Source organism: Kribbella sp. NPDC049584 (assembly GCF_040675555.1).
Lineage (GTDB): Bacteria > Actinomycetota > Actinomycetes > Propionibacteriales > Kribbellaceae > Kribbella.
Genome location: NZ_JBFAPF010000015.1, coordinates 59,484 through 79,056 on the forward strand (window position 1 = coordinate 59,484; position 19,573 = coordinate 79,056).

Sequence of the window (19,573 nt, forward strand, 5' to 3'; positions counted from 1 at the left end):
GAGATGAAAGCCGCCTGACGGACGTCTCCGTGTCTCAATGTGAGATGGCGGTCACAGCGGGGCGGGCTACCGTTGGTCGAAGTTCCGCTGGTGACGGACGTGAAGGAGACCGCTATGGGCGCTGCACAGCCGGTCCGAGATCCCATCCGAGTGTCGTGGGAGCGCTCACAGGCGTCGCAGGTCGACGTCGACCGCCCCACCCCGAAGTACTTCGACCGGATCGACCGCGAGACCACCTTGATGCGGGCGGCCCGGCCGGTGATCGACGCACTGTCGTCGGAGCTGCACAACGAGCCGGTCTGCATCATCCTGACCGACGCCAAGGGCGTGGTCCTCGACCGCCGCGGCGGCGACCCGTCGTTGCTCCGCAGGCTCGACTCGGTCGACCTGGCGCCCGGGTTCCAGTACGCCGAATCGGCGGTCGGCACCAACGGGATCGGTACTGCGCTCGAAGTCGGCGGACCGATCCAGATCGACGGAGCCGAGCATTACAACGGCAAGCTGCGGATGTTCTCGTGCGCCGGCGCCCCGATCACGCATCCCGTCACCGGGGGCCTGCTCGGCGTCCTCGACATCACCACCCAGGCCAGGAACTCGAACTCGATCCTGCTGTCGTTCGCCAAACTCGCCGCGCGGCGCATCCACGACCGCGTCGTCGAGGAGGCGAACGCGCTCGACCACGCCTTGCTGAGCGACTACTACGCGGCCTGCCGGCACAGCGGCGGTCCGGTGCTGGCGCTCGGCGACGAGGTGTTCATGATGAACGCCTATGCCCAGGCACGGTTCGACGCCATCGACCAAGCGGCGCTCATCGACCGCACCCGGGATGCGCGCGGCGGCACCAAACCGCTTGTATTCATTACCGATCTACCCAGCGGGACCACCGCGCGACTGGCCTATCGCCCGACCTTTCTCGGCGACACGCTGGCCGGCGGCGTCATCCAGATCAAGGAGCAACGGGCGCCGGCCCGCAGTCCCCAGGCCGCCCGGGCGCCCTTGATTCCCGGCACGACCGGGACCAGCGCGGTCTGGCAGCACGTCACGCAGGAGCTGCTGGAGGCATGCAGCCGGTCCGAGTGGCTGATCGCCGACGGCGAGGCGGGGACGGGCAAGCTGTCGATGCTGCGCGCGGTACGCCGGCATGTGGCGCCTGAGCGCCGGCTCGTCGTACTCGATCCCGAGGCGATGGGCGACGATCTGCTGACCGAGGCACGCGCCGAGCTGGATTCCGGCGCCGACCTGATCGTCCGGCGGGCGCACGTGATGACCGGCGAGGTCCTCGACGGACTGACCGAACTGCTGCAGAGCGTCCGCGACGGCGCGATCGCCGGCGGCGCGTGGGTCGCGCTCACGTTGCCGGCCGACCGGTCCGAGATCGCCGACGAGCTGCTCGCGTTCTTCCCCCGGGCCGTCGAGGTGCCGCCACTGCGGCACCATGTCGAGGACATTCCCGCGCTGGTCCGGTCGTTGCTTGCGAAGGCGGGCATCAGCGGGCTCACCTTCTCGGCGGCCACGATGAACCAGTTGATGCGGCTGCCGTGGTCGGGAAACATCACCCATCTGCGCGCTGTCCTCACCGCGGTCGCCAGGCGACGCCGGTCGGGGGTGGTCGAGCTGGCCGACCTGCCGCCCGAGTGCAGGGCCACCACACGCCGGCAGCTGACCCCGATCGAGGCCCTCGAACGGGACGCGATCGTCGACGCGCTGTCGACGTACGACGGCGACAAGAAGGCTGCCGCGGCAGCGTTGGGAATGTCACGCGCGACGATCTATCGCAAGATCCGGGAGTACGGAATCGTCACCTGAGCGGGCGAGCCGCTCACAAACGAACAATCGCGAGCAGTCCGTGACCGCCGGGCTACGGTCAGCGCGGGTTTATTGCAGATCGTTACCAAGGGGGTACCACCCGGGCCTGCGACCGCACCCCCGGCTCCAGTAGGTTCTGGCCATGAGCGATTCCGGCACTCTCACGCCAGACACTCAGAACAGGGCCGGGTTGGTGGCACTGTCCGGTGTCAACAAACACTTCGGCGAACTGCACGTCCTGAAGGACATCGACCTGTCCATCGCCAAGGGCGAGGTCGTGGTCGTGATCGGTCCGTCCGGATCTGGGAAATCAACACTGTGCCGCGCCATCAACCGGCTGGAACCCATCGACTCGGGCAGCATCCTGCTGGACGGTGAGCCGCTGCCCAGCGAGGGCAAGGCGCTGGCCAGGCTGCGTGCCGACGTCGGCATGGTGTTCCAGTCGTTCAACCTGTTCGCGCACAAGACGATCCTGGAGAACGTCACCCTCGGCCCGCTCAAGGTTCGCAAGACCGACCCGAAGCAGGCCGAGAAGCGGGCGATGGAACTGCTGGAGCGGGTGGGGGTCGCGAACCAGGCCTCGAAGTTCCCGGCTCAGCTGTCCGGCGGCCAGCAGCAGCGCGTCGCGATCGCGCGGGCGCTGGCCATGGACCCCAAAGTCATCCTCTTCGACGAGCCCACCTCGGCGCTCGACCCGGAGATGATCCAGGAGGTCCTCGAGGTGATGATCGATCTGGCCAAGCAGGGCATGACGATGGTCGTGGTCACGCACGAGATGGGCTTCGCCCGCACCGCGGCGAACCGGGTGGTATTCATGGCCGACGGCGAGATCGTCGAAGAGTCCGACCCGGAGACCTTCTTCACCAACCCGACCTCCCGGCGGGCCCAGGACTTCCTCGGCAAGATCCTGAAGCACTGAGCTCCCGCCCGCGGCTGTAGCTGTAGTAACCAACGAAGGGGAACCAGATCATGAGAATGCGCAACCTCGTCGCCACTCTCGGCGTCGGTGCGCTCGCGCTGACCGCCGTTGCCTGTGGCAAGGACGAGCCTGCCGCCAGTGGCGGCGGTGGCGGCAACGCGTCCGACTCCTGCGGCGACCTGCACAAGTTCACCACCGCGTCCGGCGTGGATGTGGCCGGCAGCCCGACCTTCACCAAGATGAAGTCCGCCGGCAAGGTAACCGTCGGCGTCAAGGCCGACCAGCCGAACCTCGGCTACAAGGACGCCGACGGCAAGCGCTGCGGCTTCGACATCGAGATCGCCCGGATGATGTCGGCCGGCCTCGGCTTCGACCCGGACAAGATCGAGTACAAGGAGATCCCGTCCGCGAACCGCGAGACCGCGATCGCCGGCGGTGAGGTCAACTACTACGTCGGCACCTACTCGATCACCGACAAGCGCAAGAAGCAGGTCTCGTTCGCCGGCCCGTACTTCATCGCCGGGCAGGACCTGCTGGTCCGCAAGGACGACACCTCGATGGACGCCGGCAAGACCGCGCTGAAGGGCAAGAAGGTCTGCTCGGCGACCGGTTCGACGCCGATCCAGCGGGTCAAGGACGAGCAGCTCACCGAGGCGAGCAACATCTCCGAGTTCAAGACCTACTCGGAGTGCGTCTCGCAGCTGCTGGACAAGAAGACCGACGCGGTCACCACCGACGACGCGATCCTCAAGGGCTACGCGGCCACCGCGCCCGACCAGCTGCGCGTGGTCGGCAAGCCGTTCAGCACCGAGAAGTACGGCATCGGCCTGCCGCTGGCCGACAAGGCGCTGCGCGACAAGATGAACTCGATCCTGGAGACGTCGGCCTCCGACGGCACCTGGAAGGCGATCTACGACGAGACGCTCGGCAAGTCGGGTTCGACCTCGACCCCGCCGCCGCTCGAGAAGTACTGATCCAGATCCGGCCGCGGCGTCCGTTCGGGCGCCGCGGCCGGACCACGTCTTTGCAGGAAGGTCGCGATGTTCTCGGTTCTCACCGACAACTGGGATCTGTTCGGACACGGTTTCTGGACCACGATCAAGTTGTTCCTGATCTCCGGCGTGCTGAGCCTGGTGCTCGGCACCCTGCTCGGCACCTTCCGGGTCTCCCCGGTGCCGGCCCTGCGGGGCGTCGGCACCGGCTACGTGAACGTACTGCGGAACACCCCGCTGACCCTGGTGTTCGCGTTCCTGGTCTTCGGCGCACCGAAGATGAACATCGAACTGCCGTCGTTCTTCTGGTCCGCGGTGGTCGCGCTGACGATCTACACATCGGCGTTCATCTGCGAGGTCGTCCGGTCCGGCATCAACACGATCCCGCCCGGGCAGACCGAGGCCGGCCGGGCGATCGGCATGTCGTTCATCCAGGTGCTGTCGGTGATCGTGCTGCCGCAGGCGTTCCGGGCGATCCAGCCGCCGCTGATGAGCGTGCTGATCGCGCTGCTGAAGAACACCACGATCGCGGCCGGCTTCTCGGTCGCCGAGGCAGGTGCGATCCCGGCGGCGATGGCCGAGCGCGGTGAGAACCAGATGCTCACGCTGGTGTGGATCACCATCGGCTTCCTGATCCTCATCGTCCCGCTGATCTTCCTGCAGCGATGGGCCGAACGACGGACGGCGGTGGCCTGATGAGCGCGTTGTACGACGTTCCCGGACCGCGGGCGCAGCTCCGCAACCGGGTCCTGAACGTGGTCGTGATCCTGCTGGTGGCCGGCGCCGTCGCCTGGGTCGTCTACCGGCTGAACGCGACCGGCCAGTTCGAGAGCCGCCGATGGGTCCAGTTCCAGTACACGGCGATCCAGAACCAGCTGCTGGACGGCCTGCTGAACACGCTGAAGGCGGCCGGTCTCGCCGCGGTGCTGGCGATGCTCATGGGTGCGGTGTTCGCCGCGGCCCGGATCAGCGATCACAAGTGGGTCCGGGTGCCGGCGACGTTCGTCGTCGAGCTGTTCCGCGCGATCCCGCTGCTGATCCTGATGTTCTTCTTCTACTACGGCAGCCTGCAGTACCACCTCGGCCTGACGCCGTTCTGGGCAGTCGTGTTCGGTCTGACGCTCTACAACGGCTCGGTGCTCGCGGAGATCTTCCGGGCCGGCATCGCGGCGGTGCCGAAGGGCCAGCGTGAGGCGTCGTACGCGATCGGACTGCGGAAGAACCAGGTGGTCCGGCTCGTACTGTTGCCGCAGGCCATCAGTGCGATGCTGCCGGCCATCGTCAGTCAGCTGGTCGTGCTGCTGAAGGACACCGCACTCGGCTTCATCATCACGTACGCCGAGTTGCTGTACGTCGCCAAGCAGATGGGCGGCCGGCTGCAGTACGGGTTCCCGTACATCCCGACGTACATCGTCGTCGCGGTGATCTACATCGGCCTGTGCTCGCTGCTGTCGCTGCTGGCCCGTTACCTCGAGGGCCGCTCCCGGCGCCGCCGCAGGATCACCGGCGCGCCACCGCCGTCGGCCGCCGAGGCAGCCACCTCGGCGGAAGCCCCGCTCTGACACAACAGCGCCCCGGTCCTGAACCGGGGCGCTGTTGTGTGGTCAGCGCAGAGTGCCGAAAGATTCGCGGATGATTTCCAGGGCTTCGGCGGCTTCGTCCTCGGTCAGCGTCATCGGCGGCGCCATCCGGAGCACGTTGCCGTAGAGACCGCCCTTGCCGACCAGGAGGCCGCGGTTCTTCGTCTCCTGCTGGAGTTTGGCGGTGCTTGCCGCGTCGGGGGTGTTGTCGTCCGGCTTGACGATCTCGGCGGCGAGCATGAGGCCCTTGCCGCGGACGTCGCCGAGCTCGGGGTACTCGTCGGAGATCCCGCGCAGGCCGTCGACCAACTGGGCGCCGCGCTTGGCCGCGTTCGCCTGCAGGTCCTTGTCGAGCAGGTAGTCGATCGTTGCCTTCGCCGCGCTGGTCGAGATCGGGTTGCCGCCGAAGGTGGACAGCGAGTTCGCCTTGACGCTGTCCATCAGCTCGGCCCTGGCGACCACACCGCCGATCGCGAACCCGTTGCCGAGGCCCTTCGCGAACGTCATCGCATCCGGTACGACGTCGTGCGCCTGGATGCCCCAGAAGTGATCACCGGTCCGGCCCCATCCGGTCTGTACTTCGTCGGAGATGAAGAGGATCCCGTACTCGTCCAGGACCTCCTTGAACGCGGCGTACAGCCCGTCGGGCGGTGACGAGAACCCGCCGACGCCCTGGATCGGCTCCGCGATCAGGCAGGCGACGTCGCCGGAGGTCGTGGTCTCGATGACGTTGCGCAGGTCGTCGACGCAGACCTTGATGTAGTCGGCGTCCGAAAGGTCCCGGAACGGGCTGCGGTAGCGGTACGCACCCTGGACGTACTGCACGTTCACCGGCGACAGGCTGCTGGCGGACCAGCCGCGGTTGCCGGTGATCGCGACCGTGCCGAACGCGCGGCCGTGGTACGAGTTCCGCATCGCCAGGACCTGGTTCGAGCGGCGGTTCTGGGTGGCGAGCAGCAGGGCCGTCTCGTTCGCCTCGGTGCCGGAGTTGGCGAAGAACACCTTCGCGTCCGGGATCCCGGACAGCTCGGCGATCTGCTCGGCCAGCTCGATCTGCTTGCGGATCAGGTACACCGTCGAGGTGTGCGCGACCCCGGTGCCGAGCTGCTCACGCACCGCGTCCGAGATCTCCGCGATGTCGTACCCGATCGCGTTGGTCAGGATGCCGGCGAAGAAGTCGAGGTAGGTGTTGCCCTCACCGTCGGTGACCCGGCGGCCGGACCCTTCCACGATCTCGATCGGCTCCTCGTAGTACAACGCGAGCCAAGCCGGCATGACGGCCTTGTGACGCTCCCAGAGCTCCGCATGTGTCCGTGCGTGTGTCATGGGCCAAGCATTACACCGCTTCCCCGATAGCGCAGGTCTATGACGTCAGGGGAGGTTAGGGTGCTCTGCGTGACCATGCCGAGCATCCCGCATGTGGATATCGAGTCCCTGGAGCACTTCGACCGCCTGCTCGCCGCGGGGGCTACCGCGATGGCAGGGTGGCGGGTGCAGTCGGTGGATCTGACCCGGCGTACGGCGGAGATCATCGGACTGAAGCCGATGGGCTCGCTGTTCCTCGGCTGCGTGCTGGAGGAGAAGGCGGACGCCTGGGTCCGCGACGGCGGCGGACTGGTGTTCCCGGCGATCCCGGCACTCCCCTTCGATGCGTACCGCGGGCGCCTGTACGACGCCGACGAGCTGTACGCCGGCCTGGAGCACGGGTACGACGCCACGCCGGACGCCCGCATTTACGCCTGGTCCCGCCAGCAGGACGAGAAGGGCGACACCAGCCGCACCCTGGCCGCGGCCCTCCATGACCACGCCATCGCGGACGCCCTCAGCGAACTACCCGACGACAAGCCGTGGGTCGGCGTCATGGGCGGCCACGGCGTACTGCGAGGCACCGACGACTACCGCTCCGCCGTACTGCTCGGCCGAGCGCTCTCCCGCGCGGGCCGCAGGGTCGTGACCGGCGGCGGTCCGGGCGCGATGGAGGCCGCCAACCTCGGCGCATCGCTGGCGTCGTACGACGATGCCGCTGTCGACGGCGCTCTCGCCGAGCTGGCCGCCGTACCGTCCTTCCGCCCGTCTGTCGGCGCGTGGGCGACCGCCGGCCTGAACGTCCGCGCCCGCTACCCCGGCGACGGCGGCGTGTCGATCCCGACCTGGTTCTACGGCCACGAGCCGCCGAACGTGTTCGCGTCGGCGATCGCGAAGTACTTCTCGAACGCCCAGCGCGAGGACGTTCTGCTCGGCCGGGCCCGTGGCGGCATCGTCTACCTGACCGGCGCCGCCGGCACGGTCCAGGAGATCTTCCAGGCGGTCACCCCGAACTACTACGGTGACGCGGCGACCAAGATCCCGATGATCCTCGTGGGCACCGACTACTGGACCACCGAGCTGCCGGTCTGGCCGCTCCTCCAGGCCCTCGCAGCCGACCACGCTATGCCGATCCACCTCGTCGAGACCATCGACGAGGCTGCCGACCTGGTCAGCTGACTCGCTGAGGCTTGAACTGCATCTTCGGGTTGGCGTACGCGTCCTGCGACTCGACCAGCTGCAGCTCGCGCTCGCCGGACTCGTGGGTGCGGGTGAGCAGTTCGAAGACGCTCGACGTCGTCCGCGCGAGAGCCTCCGCGAGATCGCCGGTACTGCGGTAGTGCGCCGTGAACAGCGCGGCCGTCACGTCGCCTGAGCCATTCGCCTTCATCGGGATGTACGGCGTCTGCACGAGCCATGCGCCGCTGTCGTCGACGGCCAGCATCTCGATCGTGCCGTCCTCGCGGTCGGGGCGCTCGACGCTGGTGACCAGCACCGTCCGCGGGCCGGTCGCTCGCACCAGCTCCACCGAGGCCAGGGTGGACTCGAGCGTGTCCGGCTCGGTCCCGGTCAAGAAGCCCAGCTCGAACTGGTTCGGCGTGATGATGTCGGCCGCCGGAACCACCCGGTCCCGCAGCAGCACCGGGATGGCGGGTGCGACGAAGCAACCGGACTTGGCGTTGCCCATCACCGGGTCGCAGGAGTACACGGCGGTCGGATTGGCCGCCTTGACCCGCTCCACCGCCTCGAGGATCACGTCGGCGATCCCTTCGCCGCCCTGGTAGCCCGAGAGCACCACGTCGATCTGCGGAAGGACACCGCGGTCCTCGATCCCGAGCAGAACCTCGCGTACGTCGTCCGGGCTGATCATCGGACCACGCCACGCCCCGTAGCCGGTGTGGTTCGAGAAGTTCACGGTGTACACCGGCAGCACCTCGACACCGATCCGCTGCAGCGGGAACACCGCCGCCGAGTTACCCACATGCCCGTACGCAACAGCCGACTGAATCGAAAGGATCTTCACCCTCCGATCATCCCATCAAGCCTCATCGTCAACTTCACGTCCTCTTCTTCGAAGCCGAGGCGCCGGTAGAACGAGCGCGCGTTGCTGTTGGCCGCACCGGTGTCGAGGGTGATGCTGTGGACGCCGACTTCGTTGGCGTGCGCAGCGACGGCGTCGATCAGCGCCCGTCCGACGCCGCGGCCTTCGTGGCGCGGGTCGACGGCCAGCTCGCCGACGTACAACTCGGGGACGCCGGACCAGTGCGGACGCTCCTCACCGGCCACGAAGCCGAGGACTGCGTCGCCCTCGTCAGCGACGAACACGAAGCGCCCTGGTTCGGCAGCTCGCGCCAGTGCCTCCACGACCCAGCCGGTGACGGCCGACAACACCAGCTCGGCCGGTCGCCAGGGGGCGACTCCCTCGGTGAGGCGGGGCGCCAGGGCGAGTACGGCTGAGCGATCCGCTTCTTCGAACCGTCGAACGCGCATGCGCCCAGTCTGTCGGCTACTTGCTGGCAGCGGCGAGCTGGCCGCAGGCGCCGTCGATCTCCTGGCCGCGGGTGTCGCGCACGGTGGTGGGGATGCCCGCGGCCTCGAGGCGACGGACGAACTCGCGCTCGTCGGCCGGGTCGGAGGCGGTCCACTTCGAGCCGGGTGTCGGGTTCAGCGGGATCAGGTTGACGTGCACCCAGCCCCAGTCGCCGCGCGCGTTGAGCTTCTCCGCGAGCAGGTCGGCCCGCCAGGCGTGGTCGTTGATGTCGCGGATCATCGCGTACTCGATCGAGACGCGCCGCTTGGTCTGCCGCGCGTACCCCCAAGCCGCGTCGAGGACCTCGTCGACCTTCCAGCGGTTGTTGATCGGCACCAGCTCGTCGCGCAGCTCGTCGTCCGGCGCGTGCAGCGACAGCGCCAGCGTGACCGGGATCCCCTCGGTCGCGAGCTGGTTGATCCGCGGCACCAGCCCGACCGTCGACACCGTCACACCACGCGCCGAGATCCCCAGCCCCTCCGGCGACGGATCGGTGAACCGGCGTACGGCGCCCATCACGGCCTTGTAGTTGGCCATCGGCTCGCCCATGCCCATGAACACGATGTTGCTGACCCGTCCCGGCCCGCCGGCGATCTCGCCGCGCGCCAGCGCCCGCGCACCGTCGACGACCTGCTCGACGATCTCCGCGGTTGACATGTTCCGCGTGAGTCCGCCCTGGCCGGTCGCGCAGAACGGGCAGGCCATCCCGCAACCGGCCTGCGAGGACACGCACATCGTCGCGCGGCCCGGATACCGCATCAGGACGGACTCGACCAGCGAACCGTCGAGCAGCTTCCACAGCGTCTTCCGCGTCTCCCCGTTGTCGCACTCGAGGTCACGGACACGGGTCAGCAGTGGCGGCATCAGGTCGGCAACCAGCTTGTCGCGGGTCGCGGCCGGCAGGTCGGTCATCTCGGCGGGGTCGGACACCAGCCGGGAGAAGTAGTGGTTGGACAGTTGCTTGGCCCGGAACGCGGGCTCACCCAGCGCGGCGACCGCAGTACGGCGCTCCTCCCCCGTGAGGTCGGCCAGGTGCCGCGGCGGCTTCTTGGCACGGCGCGGCTCATCGAACACAAGGGGAAGGGAGGTAGTCATAACCGGTCTATTGTCGCAAGGCCGGTCAACCGTTCACAAATTCACATCCCATGACCCGCGTCACCCGCGGGCTTGTGGTCGGAGTGGCCGAGCTTCCGGTCCGGCGCGATCCGGTCCCGCACCATCTGCTTGAGCAGCGGCACCTCTGCGAACCCGCCCTCGGCCTTCCGCGACCACAGCAGCTCGCCGTCCAGGCTGATGTCGAACACGCCGCCCGTTCCCGGGACCAGCGCCACCTCGCCCAGCTCCTGGGGGAACGTGGTCAGCAGCTCCTGAGCGGTCCAGGCCGCCCGCATCAACCACCGGCACTGGGTGCAGTACTCGATCTCCAACCGCGGCTGTCTGGTCACACCCGCGATTATCCGTGGTCGCCGTACTCACCGGGGGCGGACAGTGAGTACGGCGTTCTCGCGGTCAGGCCGAGTAGCCCTTGGGCGGGATGAGGGTCGCGAGCTGGTTGAAGGTCAGCCAGTACGTCGCTGTCGGGGCGAACCCGGCCGGATCCGCGATCAGGACGGTTTGGTCGCTGTCGTCGTACCCGATCACCGTGAAGTAGTGGTAGATCGTGTAGTTCGGGTAGCCCGGCGGGTGATTGCTCGCCGGGGCAACGATGTTGGCAACGATCGGGTAGTTGTTGTTGATGTCGAGGACGACGTCGCGCCAGAGCAGGTCACGTTGCGCCTGCGTGGGCGGATCGTTGGGCATCTCCTTCGTCTCGTACCAGCCGGTGCCGAGGTGGTTGTTGAGCACCCGGGTGACCTGGCCGATCCAGTCCGTTCCGTTGGTCGTGGTCGGGAGCTCGTTGGCCAGCTGCTGCTGGCTCGGCGGCGAGATCCGGGCCGAGAGCGCGATCCGGGTCGCGGCCGGGCCGCACCAGTAACCGGTCTGCTGGTACTGGAAGGCGATGTTCAGCGTCCGGACGGTCTGCGTCGAGTAGCCGAGCTTCGGCACCGGTTTGATCGCGGCCGCTACCTCGGCCGACATGGCCGGCTGTGCTGCTTCGGTGGCGGGTGCGGTGGTGGCGGGTGCGGCGTTGGCCGGTGCGGCCGTCGGGAGGGCGGCGGCGGCAAGGAGGGCGAGACCGCACAGGGCGGCCTTGAACTTCGTCGTGGGGGTCATGTCAGCTCCTCACTGGACGACCGGGGCGGATCGTCCTGTGTTTGATACTGACACAGGTTTCGGCGGTGCAGTGAAAAAATCACCGAGCCTTTCCAGCCTGCTGGAAAGGTCAGGCCGCCGCCTGCTCCACGGGCTCGATGATCTCCCGGACCAGCCAGCGCACGGCGTGATCTGGGTACGGACGCGGGAGCGACAGCACGATGTGGTCGAACCCCAGCCTGACCGCCCGTTGCACGATCGCGCGCGTTTCGGCCGGGTCGTCGTACGAGACGATCTGCTGCAGCGATCGGCTCAGCGTCGACGGTTCCCGTCCGATCCGGGCGCATTCCGCGTCCAACCGGCGCACCCGCTCGGTGAGCGTGTCGAAGTCGGTGTGTGGCGGGCCGCTGATGTTCCAGACGTCGGCGTACTTCGCGACCAGGCGGAGCATCCGGTTGCCCCACCCGCCGATCAGGAGCGGCGGACCCGCGGGCTGGACCGGTTTGGGTTCGTTGCGGTTGCGCTCGAGCTGGTAGTAGCGGCCGTGGAAGTCGAACTCGTCCTCGGTCCACATCCGGCGCAGGATCTCGATGGTCTCGCGGAGCCGGTCGATCCCCTCCCCCGGCGGCACGAGCGTCAAGCCGTAGGCGGCGTACTCCTCGATCGCGGGATTAGGGCCCGCGATGCCGCTCAGTCCGGCCGGTTGACGGGTGCCGCCGGCGCCGAGGCCCATGATCAGCCGGCCGTCGGAGATCACGTCGAGCGTGCTGGCGATCTTGCCGAGGACGGCCGGCGGGCGGATCCGGTTGCTCGTGACGAGCAAACCGAGGCGGAGCCGGGTGGTCTGGGCGGCCAGCGCGGTGAGCAGGGTCCAGCCCTCGAGGACGTCGCCGTTCTTCGGACCGGCGAGCGGGAGGAAGTGGTCCCACAGCCAGGCGTCGCGGATCTGCGGGGTCTCGTCGGCCTCGAGCCAGACGCGGCGGATGTCGGCGTACGGGACATGCATCGGGGTGGTCTTCAGACCGAAGGTCAGTTCCATAATCGTCAGGATAACTGATGATCAGCTCTCCTGACGATCAGCAGATCGGTAGATTTGGCGGTATGGCGTCCGACCGGCTGGGGTATCTGCTCAAACACGTCCTGGCGGAGCTCACCGAGGCTCAGACCAAGGCGCTTGCTCCGCACGGTCTGAACGGTCGCGACCTGGCGGTTCTGTCCGCGATCGTTTCCGGCGAACCGCTCTCCCAGCTCGAGGTCGCGGCCCGGCTGCGGGTGGACCGTACGTCGATCGGCGAGCTGCTGGACGGGCTCGAGGAGCGTGGGTTCGTCGAGCGCCGGCGCAGCCCGGAGGACCGGCGGCGGAATGTCGTCGTACTGACGTCGCTAGGTCAGTCGACCTTTGAGACGGCGGAGGGGGTCCGGCTGGAGGTGGAGCGCGAGTTCCTGGCTCCCCTGGCTGCTCCGGACCGTTTCCGGGACGAGCTGCGGCTGTTGCTGGGGGAATGAGGGCTCCGGCGGACCCGTTGGACTGAACATGCTCTCCGTGCCGCTGTCAGTCCTGGATCGTTCGCGGACGCGTGTCGGCGAGACGGAGCCGGAGACTCTGCGGGCCACGGTGAAGTTCGCCCAGCAGGTGGAAGACCTTGGCTACAAGCGTTTCTGGGTGTCGGAGCATCACAGCGTTCCCGGAGTGGTCGGCTCGGCGCCGACTGTCTTGGCTGCTGCGGTTGCTGCTCGCACCTCGCACATCCGAGTCGGCACCGGTGGGGTGATGCTGCCGAACCACAAGCCGCTCGTCGTAGCGGAGCAGTTCGGCGTACTGGAGTCGCTGTACCCGGGCCGCATCGACATGGGCCTGGGGCGCTCGGTCGGCTTCACCAACGGAGTACGGCGTGCTCTCGGCGTCGAGAAGGACGCCGCGGACGACTTCAGCGCACAGGTCCAGGAACTGCTCGGCTATCTCGCTGGCACGTTTGACGTGCACGCCCGACCAGGCGAGGGTCTACACATCCCACCGTTCATCCTTGCCGTCGGCGAAGGCGCGGCGATCGCTGCATCGCTCGGCCTACCTGTAGTGCTGGCTGCTCGCCCTGACTCTGTGGAGCTGGTCTCCGCGTACCGGGCGGCCTTCCAGCCATCAGCGTGGGCGCCGGAGCCCTACGTCATCCTCGCGGTCACCGCCGCGGTCGGGGACACGACGGAGGCCGCCCGTCAGCTGTTGTTGCCGGAGGCATGGGCCAGCGCCTACTCACGCACCCGCGGCGTCTTCCCGCCGCTGCAGCCCGACGTGCCCGCGACCATGAATGCTCGCGAGCAGGAGTTCTTCGAGAACGCGTTGCGTGGTCAGTACTACGGGACCTCGGACGAGGTGCGCACCGCGCTGGAGGATCTCGTGCAGCGCACAGCAGCGGACGAGGTCCTGATCACGACCAACACCTACGACCGGGACGATCTGCTCGGGTCGCTGGCGAAGCTCATCGGCTGATCCGGGCCTCGAGCCGCTTGCGCACATCCGGCCACTCGCCGGCCAGGATCGAGAACACGACCGTGTCGCGGAACGAGCCGTCGGCCATCAGCATGTGCCGCCGCAGTACGCCCTCGCGGGTCGCGCCGAGCTTGGCGATCGCCGCCTGCGAGCGGGTGTTCTTCGAGCCGGTCTGGATCTTCACCCGGCCGAATCCACACCCCTCGAAGGCGTGCTCGAGCAGCAACAGCTTGGCCGCCGGGTTGACCGCGGTCCCCCACACGGCGGGCGCATAAGCGGTGTAGCCGAGGTGGATCCGCTCGTTCACCAGGTCGACGTCGGCGAGGCTCGACGTACCGACAACCGTGCCGTCGGCAACCGTCCGGACCACGTACGCGAACCGCTTGGCCGCAGCGGGGATCCACTTCGCCCGCATCTCGTCCGCGCTCTTCGGCATCGCGGCGAGACCGCCGCCGAAGCCTCCGGCGTACACCTGCTCGTTGGCGATCGCGGCGTACAGCTCGTCGATATCGGCTTCCTGCATCCGATCCAGCCGCACGACGTCGCCGACCAGGGACCGCCCGTCCGGTGCGATCGTCATGCCTTCACCAACAGGTGCAGCAGCAGCCAGACGACAGGCGCCGTCGCGAGCAGCGAGTCCAGCCGGTCCATCACCCCGCCGTGACCGGGCAGCAGGTTCGACATGTCCTTGATGCCCAGATCGCGCTTGATCATCGATTCGCCGAGGTCGCCGACCGTCGCGGTCAGTACGGCGACCGCGCCGACGATCGCGCCGGCCCACCAGTCGCCGTGCAGCAGGAAGACCACCGCGGCGATACCGGCGCCGATACACGCCAGCGCCGAGCCGGTGAAGCCCTCCCAGGACTTCTTCGGGCTGATCGTCGGCGCCATCGGGTGCTTGCCGAACAGCACGCCCGCGACGTATCCGCCGACGTCACTGGCGACCACGACCACGAAGAACGTCACCACCCGCCCGGGGCCGTCCGCATCCGGCTGGACCAGCAGAATGGCGAATCCCGCCAGCAGCGGGACGTAGCCGATCAGGAACACCCCTGCGCTCACGTCCCGGACGAACCCCACCGATCCGCCTGGCATCCGCCAGAAGATCGTCCCCAGGACCGTGAGCGCCAGTGCGACCAGCAGCGCCATCGGTCCACCGAAGTACGCCGAGGCCAGCATCGCCGTCGTTCCGACGAACAGCGGGATCCGCGGGATGGCCGCACCGCCGGTCCGCAGCGCTTTCATCATCTCGTCGACGGCGACCAGAACGACGGCGAGCACCAGGACGGTGAACAGGACCTTCTGCCAGTACAGCGATCCGAGGATCAGGGCGCCGAGCCCGACTCCCACCGCGATCGCGGCGGGCAGATTGCGCCCGGCACGGCTCGGGCTGGGACTCGGCGCGGGCGTGCTGTCGACGCCCATCACACCTCGAGCAGTTCGGCTTCCTTGTGCTTGAGCAGGTCGTCGATCGAGTCGACGTACTTCTTCGTCAACCCGTCGAGCCGCTTCTCAGCACTCTTGCCCTCGTCCTCGCCCGCGTCGCCGTCCTTGACCGTCTTGTGCACCTGGTCCATGGCGTGCCGGCGGATGTTGCGGATCGAGACCCGCGCCTCTTCGCCCTTGGTCTTGGCGACCTTGATGTACTCCTTGCGCCGCTCCTCGGTCAGCTGCGGCATCACCACCCGGATCACCGCGCCGTCGTTGCCCGGGTTCACACCCAGGTCCGAGTCCCGGATCGCCTTCTCGATCGCCGCCATCGCACCCTTGTCGTACGGCGAGATCAGCACGGTCCGGGGCTCCGGGACCTGGAAACCGGCCAGCTGCTGCAGCGGCGTCGGGCTGCCGTAGTAGTCGGCCAGGATGCCCGCGAACATCTGCGGGTGCGCCCGGCCGGTGCGGATCGCGGCGAAGTCGTCCTTCGCGACCTCCACGGCCTTCGCCATCTTCTGCTCGGCTTCGCGGAGAGCTTCGTCGATCACGACATTCCTCGCTTCCTCGGGGCCGCGTCGGTGCGGCCACTCCTACTGCGCCTGTATCTCCTACTGCGCCTGTATCCAACGATCCTAGTGGTACGCCGCCGTACGCCGGGTTATTGCCCCCGGGAGACGACCGTGCCGATCTTCTCGCCGTGGATCACCCGGGCGATGTTGCCCTCTTCGAGGCCGAAGATCACGATCGGCAGCGCGTTGTCGCGGGCCAGGCTGATCGCGGTGGCGTCGGCGACCCGGAGGCCGCGGGCCAGGAAGTCGTCGTACGACAGCTGGTCGAACTTGACCGCGTCCGGGTTCTTCTTCGGGTCGGAGTCGTAGACCCCGTCCACGCCCTGCTTGCCCATCAGCAGCGCCTCGGCGCCGACCTCGAGCGCGCGCTGGGCGGCGACGGTGTCGGTGGAGAAGTACGGCATGCCGGAGCCGGCGCCGAAGATGACCACGCGGCCCTTCTCCAGGTGCCGCTCGGCCTTGCGCGGGATGTACGGCTCGGCGACCTGGCCCATCGTGATGGCGGTCTGCACCCGGGTCTCGATACCGAGCTTCTCCAGGAAGTCCTGCAGCGCCAGGCAGTTCATCACCGTGCCGAGCATGCCCATGTAGTCGGCGCGGTTGCGCTCCATGCCGCGCTGCTGCAGCTCGGCGCCGCGGAAGAAGTTGCCGCCGCCGACCACCACGGCGACCTGGACACCGGCCCGGGCCACCTCGGCGATCTGCTTGGCGATCGAGTTCACGACGTCGGGGTCGACGCCGAGCTTGCCGCCGCCGAACACCTCACCCGACAGCTTCAGCAGCACCCGGTGATAGGCCGGGGCGAACGGCGAAGAGGCCGGATTCGTCTCGGTACCCAGGGTTTCCGTCACGATTCCGGCCTCCTCGTTCGTTGCTGTCGGTTTCAGATCCTCGTCGGGATCAGGCGCCGACCTCGAAGCGGGCGAACCGCTTCACGGTCACACCGGCCTCGTCGAGCACGGCCTTCACGGACTTCTTGCTCTCGGTCACCGACGGCTGCTCGAGCAGGACGACGTCCTTGAAGAAGCCGTTCACCCGGCCCTCGACGATCTTCGGCAGCGCCTGCTCCGGCTTGCCCTCCTCGCGGGCGGTCGCCTCGGCGATCCGCTTCTCGTTCTCGACCGTCTCGGCCGGAACCTCGTCGCGGGTGGTGTACAGCGGGCGCATCGCGGCGGCCTGCATGGCGGCGCCGCGGGCGGCCTCGACGTTGTCGCCCTCGAACTCGACCAGTACGCCGACCTGGGCCGGCAGGTCCGCGGCACGCTTGTGCATGTACGCGGTCACCTTGCCGTCGAAGACGGCCACCTTGCCGAGCTCCAGCTTCTCGCCGATGACGGCGGCCAGCGCCTCGATGTTCTCGGCGACCGACTTGCCGTCGGTCAGCTTCTCGTTCAGCAGGCCCTCGACGTCGCCGACCTTGCTCGCCGAAGCGTGCGCGACGATGTCGGCGGCGAGCTGCTGGAACTGCTCGTTCTTGGCGACGAAGTCGGTCTCGCAGTTGAGCTGGACCAGCGCGTTCTCCGCAGCGGCCACCAGGCCGTTGGTGGCGGACCGCTCGGCGCCACGCTTGGCGGCCTTGGCCGCGCCGTGGATGCGCAGCTCCTCGATCGCCTTCTCGAAGTCGCCGTCGGTGGTCTCGAGCGCCTTCTTCGCATCCATCATGCCCGCGCCGGTGGCGTCGCGGAGCTTCTTCACGTCAGCGGCGGTGTAGTTCGCCATTCCTCGTTCTCTCGTCTTGTCGATGCGGCTGGATGGGCGGGGCAGGCCCGGTTGCGGACCGTGCGACGCAGCGGGGTGCCGCCCGGCGGGACCGGGCGGCATCCATGGCTGTCAGGCCTCGTCGGCCTTCGGGGTCTCTTCGGCCTTCGCCTCGGTCGCGGCCGGGGTCTCCTCGGCCTTGGCCTCGGCGGCTTCCGGCGCGGCCTCGACGACGGCGTCGGTCGCCACCGGCTCGGTCAGGACGTCGGCAGCCGGGGCAGCCGGAGCGGCCTCAGCGGCGGGCGCGGCCTCGGCGGCCGGGGCAGCCTCGGCGGCCTTCTCGGTCTTGGCCTCGGCGGTGCCGTTCTGGCTCTCCAGCAGCTCGCGCTCCCAGGCGGCCATCGGCTCCTCCTGGCCCAGCTCCTCGCCGGACGCGGCGGCGCCCTGGCCGGAGCGGCCCATCAGACCGTCGGCGACGGCGTCGGCGACGACCCGGGTCAGCAGGCCGACCGAGCGGATCGCGTCGTCGTTCCCCGGAATCGGGTAGTCGACCTCGTCCGGGTCGCAGTTGGTGTCCAGGATGCCGATGATCGGCAGCTTCAGCTTGCGCGCCTCGTCGACGGCGAGGTGCTCCTTCTTGGTGTCCACGATCCACACGGCGGCCGGAACCCGGGCCATGTCGCGGATACCGCCGAGGGTCTTGAGCAGCTTGTCGTGCTCGCGACGCTTCTGCAGCAGCTCCTTCTTCGTGACACCGGAGGCGGCGACGTCGTCGAAGTCGATGAGCTCGAGCTCCTTGAGGCGCTGGAGCCGCTTGTTCACGGTCTGGAAGTTGGTCAGCATGCCGCCCAGCCAGCGCTGGTTCACGTACGGCATCCCGACGCGGGTCGCCTGCTCGGCGATCGCTTCCTGGGCCTGCTTCTTGGTGCCGACGAACAGGATCGCCCCGCCCGACGCGACCGTGCTGCGGACGAACTCGTACGCACGGTCGATGTAGGACAGCGACTGCTGCAGGTCGATGATGTAGATGCCGTTGCGCTCGGTGAGGATGTAGCGCTTCATCTTCGGGTTCCAGCGACGGGTCTGGTGCCCGAAGTGCACGCCGCTCTCGAGCAACTGCTTCATGGTCACGACGGCCATGAGGTGGTCTCCTTTGGCGACCCGGCTGATTCGTCCGGGTCTACTCGGTTGTCTCGCGCCGGATCGGATGACCCGCCGCTCCTGATGCCCGTCGCGCCGCTCCGCCCAGAAAGCTCTGGGACCGCTGGAACGACAGCACTTGTGCGGGCATGCGTAGTCGCCCCACTCACATGGGGCGCCACCGGAAGTGTACGTGACCACCCGCGGGCAATGCGAACCGGGCCCGGTTATCCACAAACCCGCTCTCGAGGGCCGGCAACCGGGGCCGGCAACGGCATCTTCCCTGGCATGAACCTCGCCTTGCTCTCCCTCGCCATCCTGCCCGGTGCCACCTCCGACTGGCCGCTCCAGCCGCGCCCGGAGGTGGTGCACGGCTTCGAACTGCCCGCGAAACCGTGGCTCCCCGGCCACCGCGGCGTCGATCTAGCCGGCCGCCCAGGCCAACCCGTGCTCGCCGCCACCCCGGGCACGATCACGTACGCCGGTCCGCTGGCCGGCCGCGGCATCATCACGATCACCAGCGGAGCGCGTCGGACGACGTACGAACCGGTCGTGCCGGCGGTCTCGGTCGGGGCCACGGTCCGTGCCGGGTCTGTGATCGGGCGCCTGTCTGCCGCCGGCTCGCACTGCTTGCCGAGGGCGTGCCTGCATTGGGGCCTGCTCCAAGGCAAGCAGTACCTCAATCCTCTGAGCCTCATCCGCGACCGGCCGGTCCGCCTACTGCCGCTCAGCGATCAGCAGGGTCAACCTGCTCGTGCTCCGTCCCGGGTGCCTGCGGCGCCGCCGCCAAGGCCACGCGCCGCGGACGTCTCACCTGCCCCGCCCGACACCAATCGGCAAACGGCCAAGCTCATCATCGCCGCCACGGCAGCGCTGACGCTCACCGCCGGTCTGTTGATCAGACGCGAGTAGCAGTTCGAAC

General features: G+C 68.3%; 22 protein-coding genes. 9 read left to right on the forward strand and 13 right to left on the reverse strand.

All coding sequences use genetic code 11. The features are described 5' to 3' along the window. Nucleotides 1-114: 114 nt before the first annotated feature. From AB0J62_RS37205 to AB0J62_RS37225, 5 genes are all read left to right on the forward strand, one after another. Nucleotides 115-1,806 (forward strand): helix-turn-helix domain-containing protein, encoded by a 1,692-nt coding sequence (locus tag AB0J62_RS37205; RefSeq protein ID WP_363881687.1) that lies wholly within the window; start codon nucleotides 115-117, stop codon nucleotides 1,804-1,806. A 190-nt stretch (nucleotides 1,807-1,996) separates the two neighbouring features. Next, nucleotides 1,997-2,725: an amino acid ABC transporter ATP-binding protein gene (locus tag AB0J62_RS37210; protein ID WP_363881972.1), complete on the forward strand. Its 729-nt coding sequence runs from the start codon at nucleotides 1,997-1,999 to the stop codon at nucleotides 2,723-2,725. Nucleotides 2,726-2,775: 50 nt separating this feature from the next. Then, on the forward strand, nucleotides 2,776-3,699 hold the full coding sequence (locus tag AB0J62_RS37215; RefSeq protein WP_363881689.1) for a glutamate ABC transporter substrate-binding protein: 924 nt from the start codon (nucleotides 2,776-2,778) through the stop codon (nucleotides 3,697-3,699). 66 nt (nucleotides 3,700-3,765) lie between these two features. Further along, a complete protein-coding gene (locus AB0J62_RS37220; protein ID WP_363881691.1) occupies nucleotides 3,766-4,413 on the forward strand; it encodes an amino acid ABC transporter permease in 648 nt (215 codons plus the stop codon). Continuing rightward, nucleotides 4,383-5,279 (forward strand): amino acid ABC transporter permease, encoded by an 897-nt coding sequence (locus tag AB0J62_RS37225; RefSeq protein ID WP_363881693.1) that lies wholly within the window; start codon nucleotides 4,383-4,385, stop codon nucleotides 5,277-5,279. Before AB0J62_RS37220 ends, AB0J62_RS37225 begins: the two co-directional genes overlap by 31 nt. A gap of 42 nt (nucleotides 5,280-5,321) precedes the next feature. Here AB0J62_RS37225 and AB0J62_RS37230 read toward each other — a convergent pair whose 3' ends face one another. Next, the gene (locus tag AB0J62_RS37230; RefSeq protein ID WP_363881695.1) at nucleotides 5,322-6,623 is read right to left on the reverse strand and encodes an aspartate aminotransferase family protein; all 1,302 of its coding nucleotides are present in this window, start codon (nucleotides 6,621-6,623) and stop codon (nucleotides 5,322-5,324) included. A 75-nt stretch (nucleotides 6,624-6,698) separates the two neighbouring features. Between AB0J62_RS37230 and AB0J62_RS37235 the strand changes: the two genes are divergently transcribed. Continuing rightward, nucleotides 6,699-7,781, forward strand: coding sequence for a Rossmann fold nucleotide-binding protein (locus AB0J62_RS37235; protein ID WP_363881974.1), 1,083 nt, complete (start codon nucleotides 6,699-6,701; stop codon nucleotides 7,779-7,781). Here the strand turns inward: AB0J62_RS37235 and pdxY are convergent. From pdxY to AB0J62_RS37265, 6 genes are all read right to left on the reverse strand, one after another. After that, nucleotides 7,774-8,625, reverse strand: coding sequence for a pyridoxal kinase PdxY (gene pdxY, locus AB0J62_RS37240; RefSeq protein WP_363881697.1), 852 nt, complete (start codon nucleotides 8,623-8,625; stop codon nucleotides 7,774-7,776). The genes AB0J62_RS37235 and pdxY overlap by 8 nt on opposite strands. Continuing rightward, the gene (locus AB0J62_RS37245; protein WP_363881699.1) at nucleotides 8,622-9,092 is read right to left on the reverse strand and encodes a GNAT family N-acetyltransferase; all 471 of its coding nucleotides are present in this window, start codon (nucleotides 9,090-9,092) and stop codon (nucleotides 8,622-8,624) included. Before AB0J62_RS37245 ends, pdxY begins: the two co-directional genes overlap by 4 nt. 16 nt (nucleotides 9,093-9,108) lie before the next feature. Further along, nucleotides 9,109-10,227 (reverse strand): 23S rRNA (adenine(2503)-C(2))-methyltransferase RlmN, encoded by a 1,119-nt coding sequence (gene rlmN, locus AB0J62_RS37250; protein WP_134111626.1) that lies wholly within the window; start codon nucleotides 10,225-10,227, stop codon nucleotides 9,109-9,111. 41 nt (nucleotides 10,228-10,268) lie between these two features. Next, nucleotides 10,269-10,577, reverse strand: coding sequence for a SelT/SelW/SelH family protein (locus tag AB0J62_RS37255; RefSeq protein ID WP_363881702.1), 309 nt, complete (start codon nucleotides 10,575-10,577; stop codon nucleotides 10,269-10,271). A 64-nt stretch (nucleotides 10,578-10,641) separates the two neighbouring features. Continuing rightward, entirely contained in the window at nucleotides 10,642-11,346 is a 705-nt protein-coding gene (locus tag AB0J62_RS37260; protein WP_363881704.1) for a C39 family peptidase, read from the reverse strand. A gap of 109 nt (nucleotides 11,347-11,455) precedes the next feature. Then, nucleotides 11,456-12,364 (reverse strand): LLM class flavin-dependent oxidoreductase, encoded by a 909-nt coding sequence (locus AB0J62_RS37265; RefSeq protein ID WP_363881706.1) that lies wholly within the window; start codon nucleotides 12,362-12,364, stop codon nucleotides 11,456-11,458. 62 nt (nucleotides 12,365-12,426) lie between these two features. On the opposite strand from AB0J62_RS37265, the gene AB0J62_RS37270 reads away from it, so the two are divergent. After that, nucleotides 12,427-12,831, forward strand: coding sequence for a MarR family transcriptional regulator (locus AB0J62_RS37270; RefSeq protein WP_363881708.1), 405 nt, complete (start codon nucleotides 12,427-12,429; stop codon nucleotides 12,829-12,831). A gap of 37 nt (nucleotides 12,832-12,868) precedes the next feature. After that, complete coding sequence (locus AB0J62_RS37275) at nucleotides 12,869-13,810, forward strand: LLM class flavin-dependent oxidoreductase (RefSeq protein WP_363881710.1); 942 nt, start codon at nucleotides 12,869-12,871, stop codon at nucleotides 13,808-13,810. Here the strand turns inward: AB0J62_RS37275 and AB0J62_RS37280 are convergent. The 6 genes from AB0J62_RS37280 to rpsB all read right to left on the reverse strand — a co-directional run bounded on the left by AB0J62_RS37280 (nucleotide 13,800) and on the right by rpsB (nucleotide 18,651). Further along, nucleotides 13,800-14,390 (reverse strand): GNAT family protein, encoded by a 591-nt coding sequence (locus AB0J62_RS37280; protein ID WP_363881712.1) that lies wholly within the window; start codon nucleotides 14,388-14,390, stop codon nucleotides 13,800-13,802. The genes AB0J62_RS37275 and AB0J62_RS37280 overlap by 11 nt on opposite strands. Continuing rightward, nucleotides 14,387-15,235, reverse strand: a complete 849-nt coding sequence (locus tag AB0J62_RS37285) for a phosphatidate cytidylyltransferase (protein WP_363881714.1) — start codon at nucleotides 15,233-15,235, stop codon at nucleotides 14,387-14,389. Before AB0J62_RS37285 ends, AB0J62_RS37280 begins: the two co-directional genes overlap by 4 nt. Then, nucleotides 15,235-15,792 (reverse strand): ribosome recycling factor, encoded by a 558-nt coding sequence (gene frr / locus AB0J62_RS37290; protein WP_134111619.1) that lies wholly within the window; start codon nucleotides 15,790-15,792, stop codon nucleotides 15,235-15,237. The genes AB0J62_RS37285 and frr overlap by 1 nt, the downstream gene beginning before the upstream one ends. A 110-nt stretch (nucleotides 15,793-15,902) precedes the next feature. Further along, nucleotides 15,903-16,664 (reverse strand): UMP kinase, encoded by a 762-nt coding sequence (gene pyrH, locus AB0J62_RS37295; RefSeq protein ID WP_238160771.1) that lies wholly within the window; start codon nucleotides 16,662-16,664, stop codon nucleotides 15,903-15,905. A gap of 49 nt (nucleotides 16,665-16,713) precedes the next feature. Then, nucleotides 16,714-17,532: a translation elongation factor Ts gene (gene tsf / locus AB0J62_RS37300; protein ID WP_363881718.1), complete on the reverse strand. Its 819-nt coding sequence runs from the start codon at nucleotides 17,530-17,532 to the stop codon at nucleotides 16,714-16,716. 111 nt (nucleotides 17,533-17,643) lie between these two features. Then, complete coding sequence (gene rpsB / locus AB0J62_RS37305) at nucleotides 17,644-18,651, reverse strand: 30S ribosomal protein S2 (RefSeq protein ID WP_363881720.1); 1,008 nt, start codon at nucleotides 18,649-18,651, stop codon at nucleotides 17,644-17,646. Nucleotides 18,652-18,939: 288 nt separating this feature from the next. Here rpsB and AB0J62_RS37310 point away from each other — a divergent pair, with 288 nt between their 5' ends. Next, nucleotides 18,940-19,563 carry a M23 family metallopeptidase gene (locus AB0J62_RS37310; RefSeq protein ID WP_363881722.1) on the forward strand — a complete coding sequence of 208 codons (624 nt, stop codon included), beginning with the start codon at nucleotides 18,940-18,942 and terminating at the stop codon, nucleotides 19,561-19,563. Nucleotides 19,564-19,573 lie beyond the last annotated feature (10 nt).

Bases quoted from the DNA above. Each gene is read 5' to 3' on its own strand.
- AB0J62_RS37285 (WP_363881714.1), bottom strand. From the start codon at position 15,235: ATGGGCGTCGACAGCACGCCCGCGCCGAGTCCCAGCCCGAGCCGTGCC.
- AB0J62_RS37235 (WP_363881974.1), top strand. From the start codon at position 6,699: ATGCCGAGCATCCCGCATGTGGATATCGAGTCCCTGGAGCACTTCGAC.
- AB0J62_RS37205 (WP_363881687.1), top strand. From the start codon at position 115: ATGGGCGCTGCACAGCCGGTCCGAGATCCCATCCGAGTGTCGTGGGAG.
- AB0J62_RS37225 (WP_363881693.1), top strand. From the start codon at position 4,383: ATGGGCCGAACGACGGACGGCGGTGGCCTGATGAGCGCGTTGTACGAC.
- rlmN (WP_134111626.1), bottom strand. From the start codon at position 10,227: ATGACTACCTCCCTTCCCCTTGTGTTCGATGAGCCGCGCCGTGCCAAG.
- AB0J62_RS37215 (WP_363881689.1), top strand. From the start codon at position 2,776: ATGAGAATGCGCAACCTCGTCGCCACTCTCGGCGTCGGTGCGCTCGCG.
- AB0J62_RS37310 (WP_363881722.1), top strand. From the start codon at position 18,940: ATGAACCTCGCCTTGCTCTCCCTCGCCATCCTGCCCGGTGCCACCTCC.
- AB0J62_RS37220 (WP_363881691.1), top strand. From the start codon at position 3,766: ATGTTCTCGGTTCTCACCGACAACTGGGATCTGTTCGGACACGGTTTC.
- AB0J62_RS37245 (WP_363881699.1), bottom strand. From the start codon at position 9,092: ATGCGCGTTCGACGGTTCGAAGAAGCGGATCGCTCAGCCGTACTCGCC.
- AB0J62_RS37270 (WP_363881708.1), top strand. From the start codon at position 12,427: ATGGCGTCCGACCGGCTGGGGTATCTGCTCAAACACGTCCTGGCGGAG.
- tsf (WP_363881718.1), bottom strand. From the start codon at position 17,532: ATGGCGAACTACACCGCCGCTGACGTGAAGAAGCTCCGCGACGCCACC.
- rpsB (WP_363881720.1), bottom strand. From the start codon at position 18,651: ATGGCCGTCGTGACCATGAAGCAGTTGCTCGAGAGCGGCGTGCACTTC.
- AB0J62_RS37280 (WP_363881712.1), bottom strand. From the start codon at position 14,390: ATGACGATCGCACCGGACGGGCGGTCCCTGGTCGGCGACGTCGTGCGG.
- AB0J62_RS37230 (WP_363881695.1), bottom strand. From the start codon at position 6,623: ATGACACACGCACGGACACATGCGGAGCTCTGGGAGCGTCACAAGGCC.
- AB0J62_RS37265 (WP_363881706.1), bottom strand. From the start codon at position 12,364: ATGGAACTGACCTTCGGTCTGAAGACCACCCCGATGCATGTCCCGTAC.
- AB0J62_RS37260 (WP_363881704.1), bottom strand. From the start codon at position 11,346: ATGACCCCCACGACGAAGTTCAAGGCCGCCCTGTGCGGTCTCGCCCTC.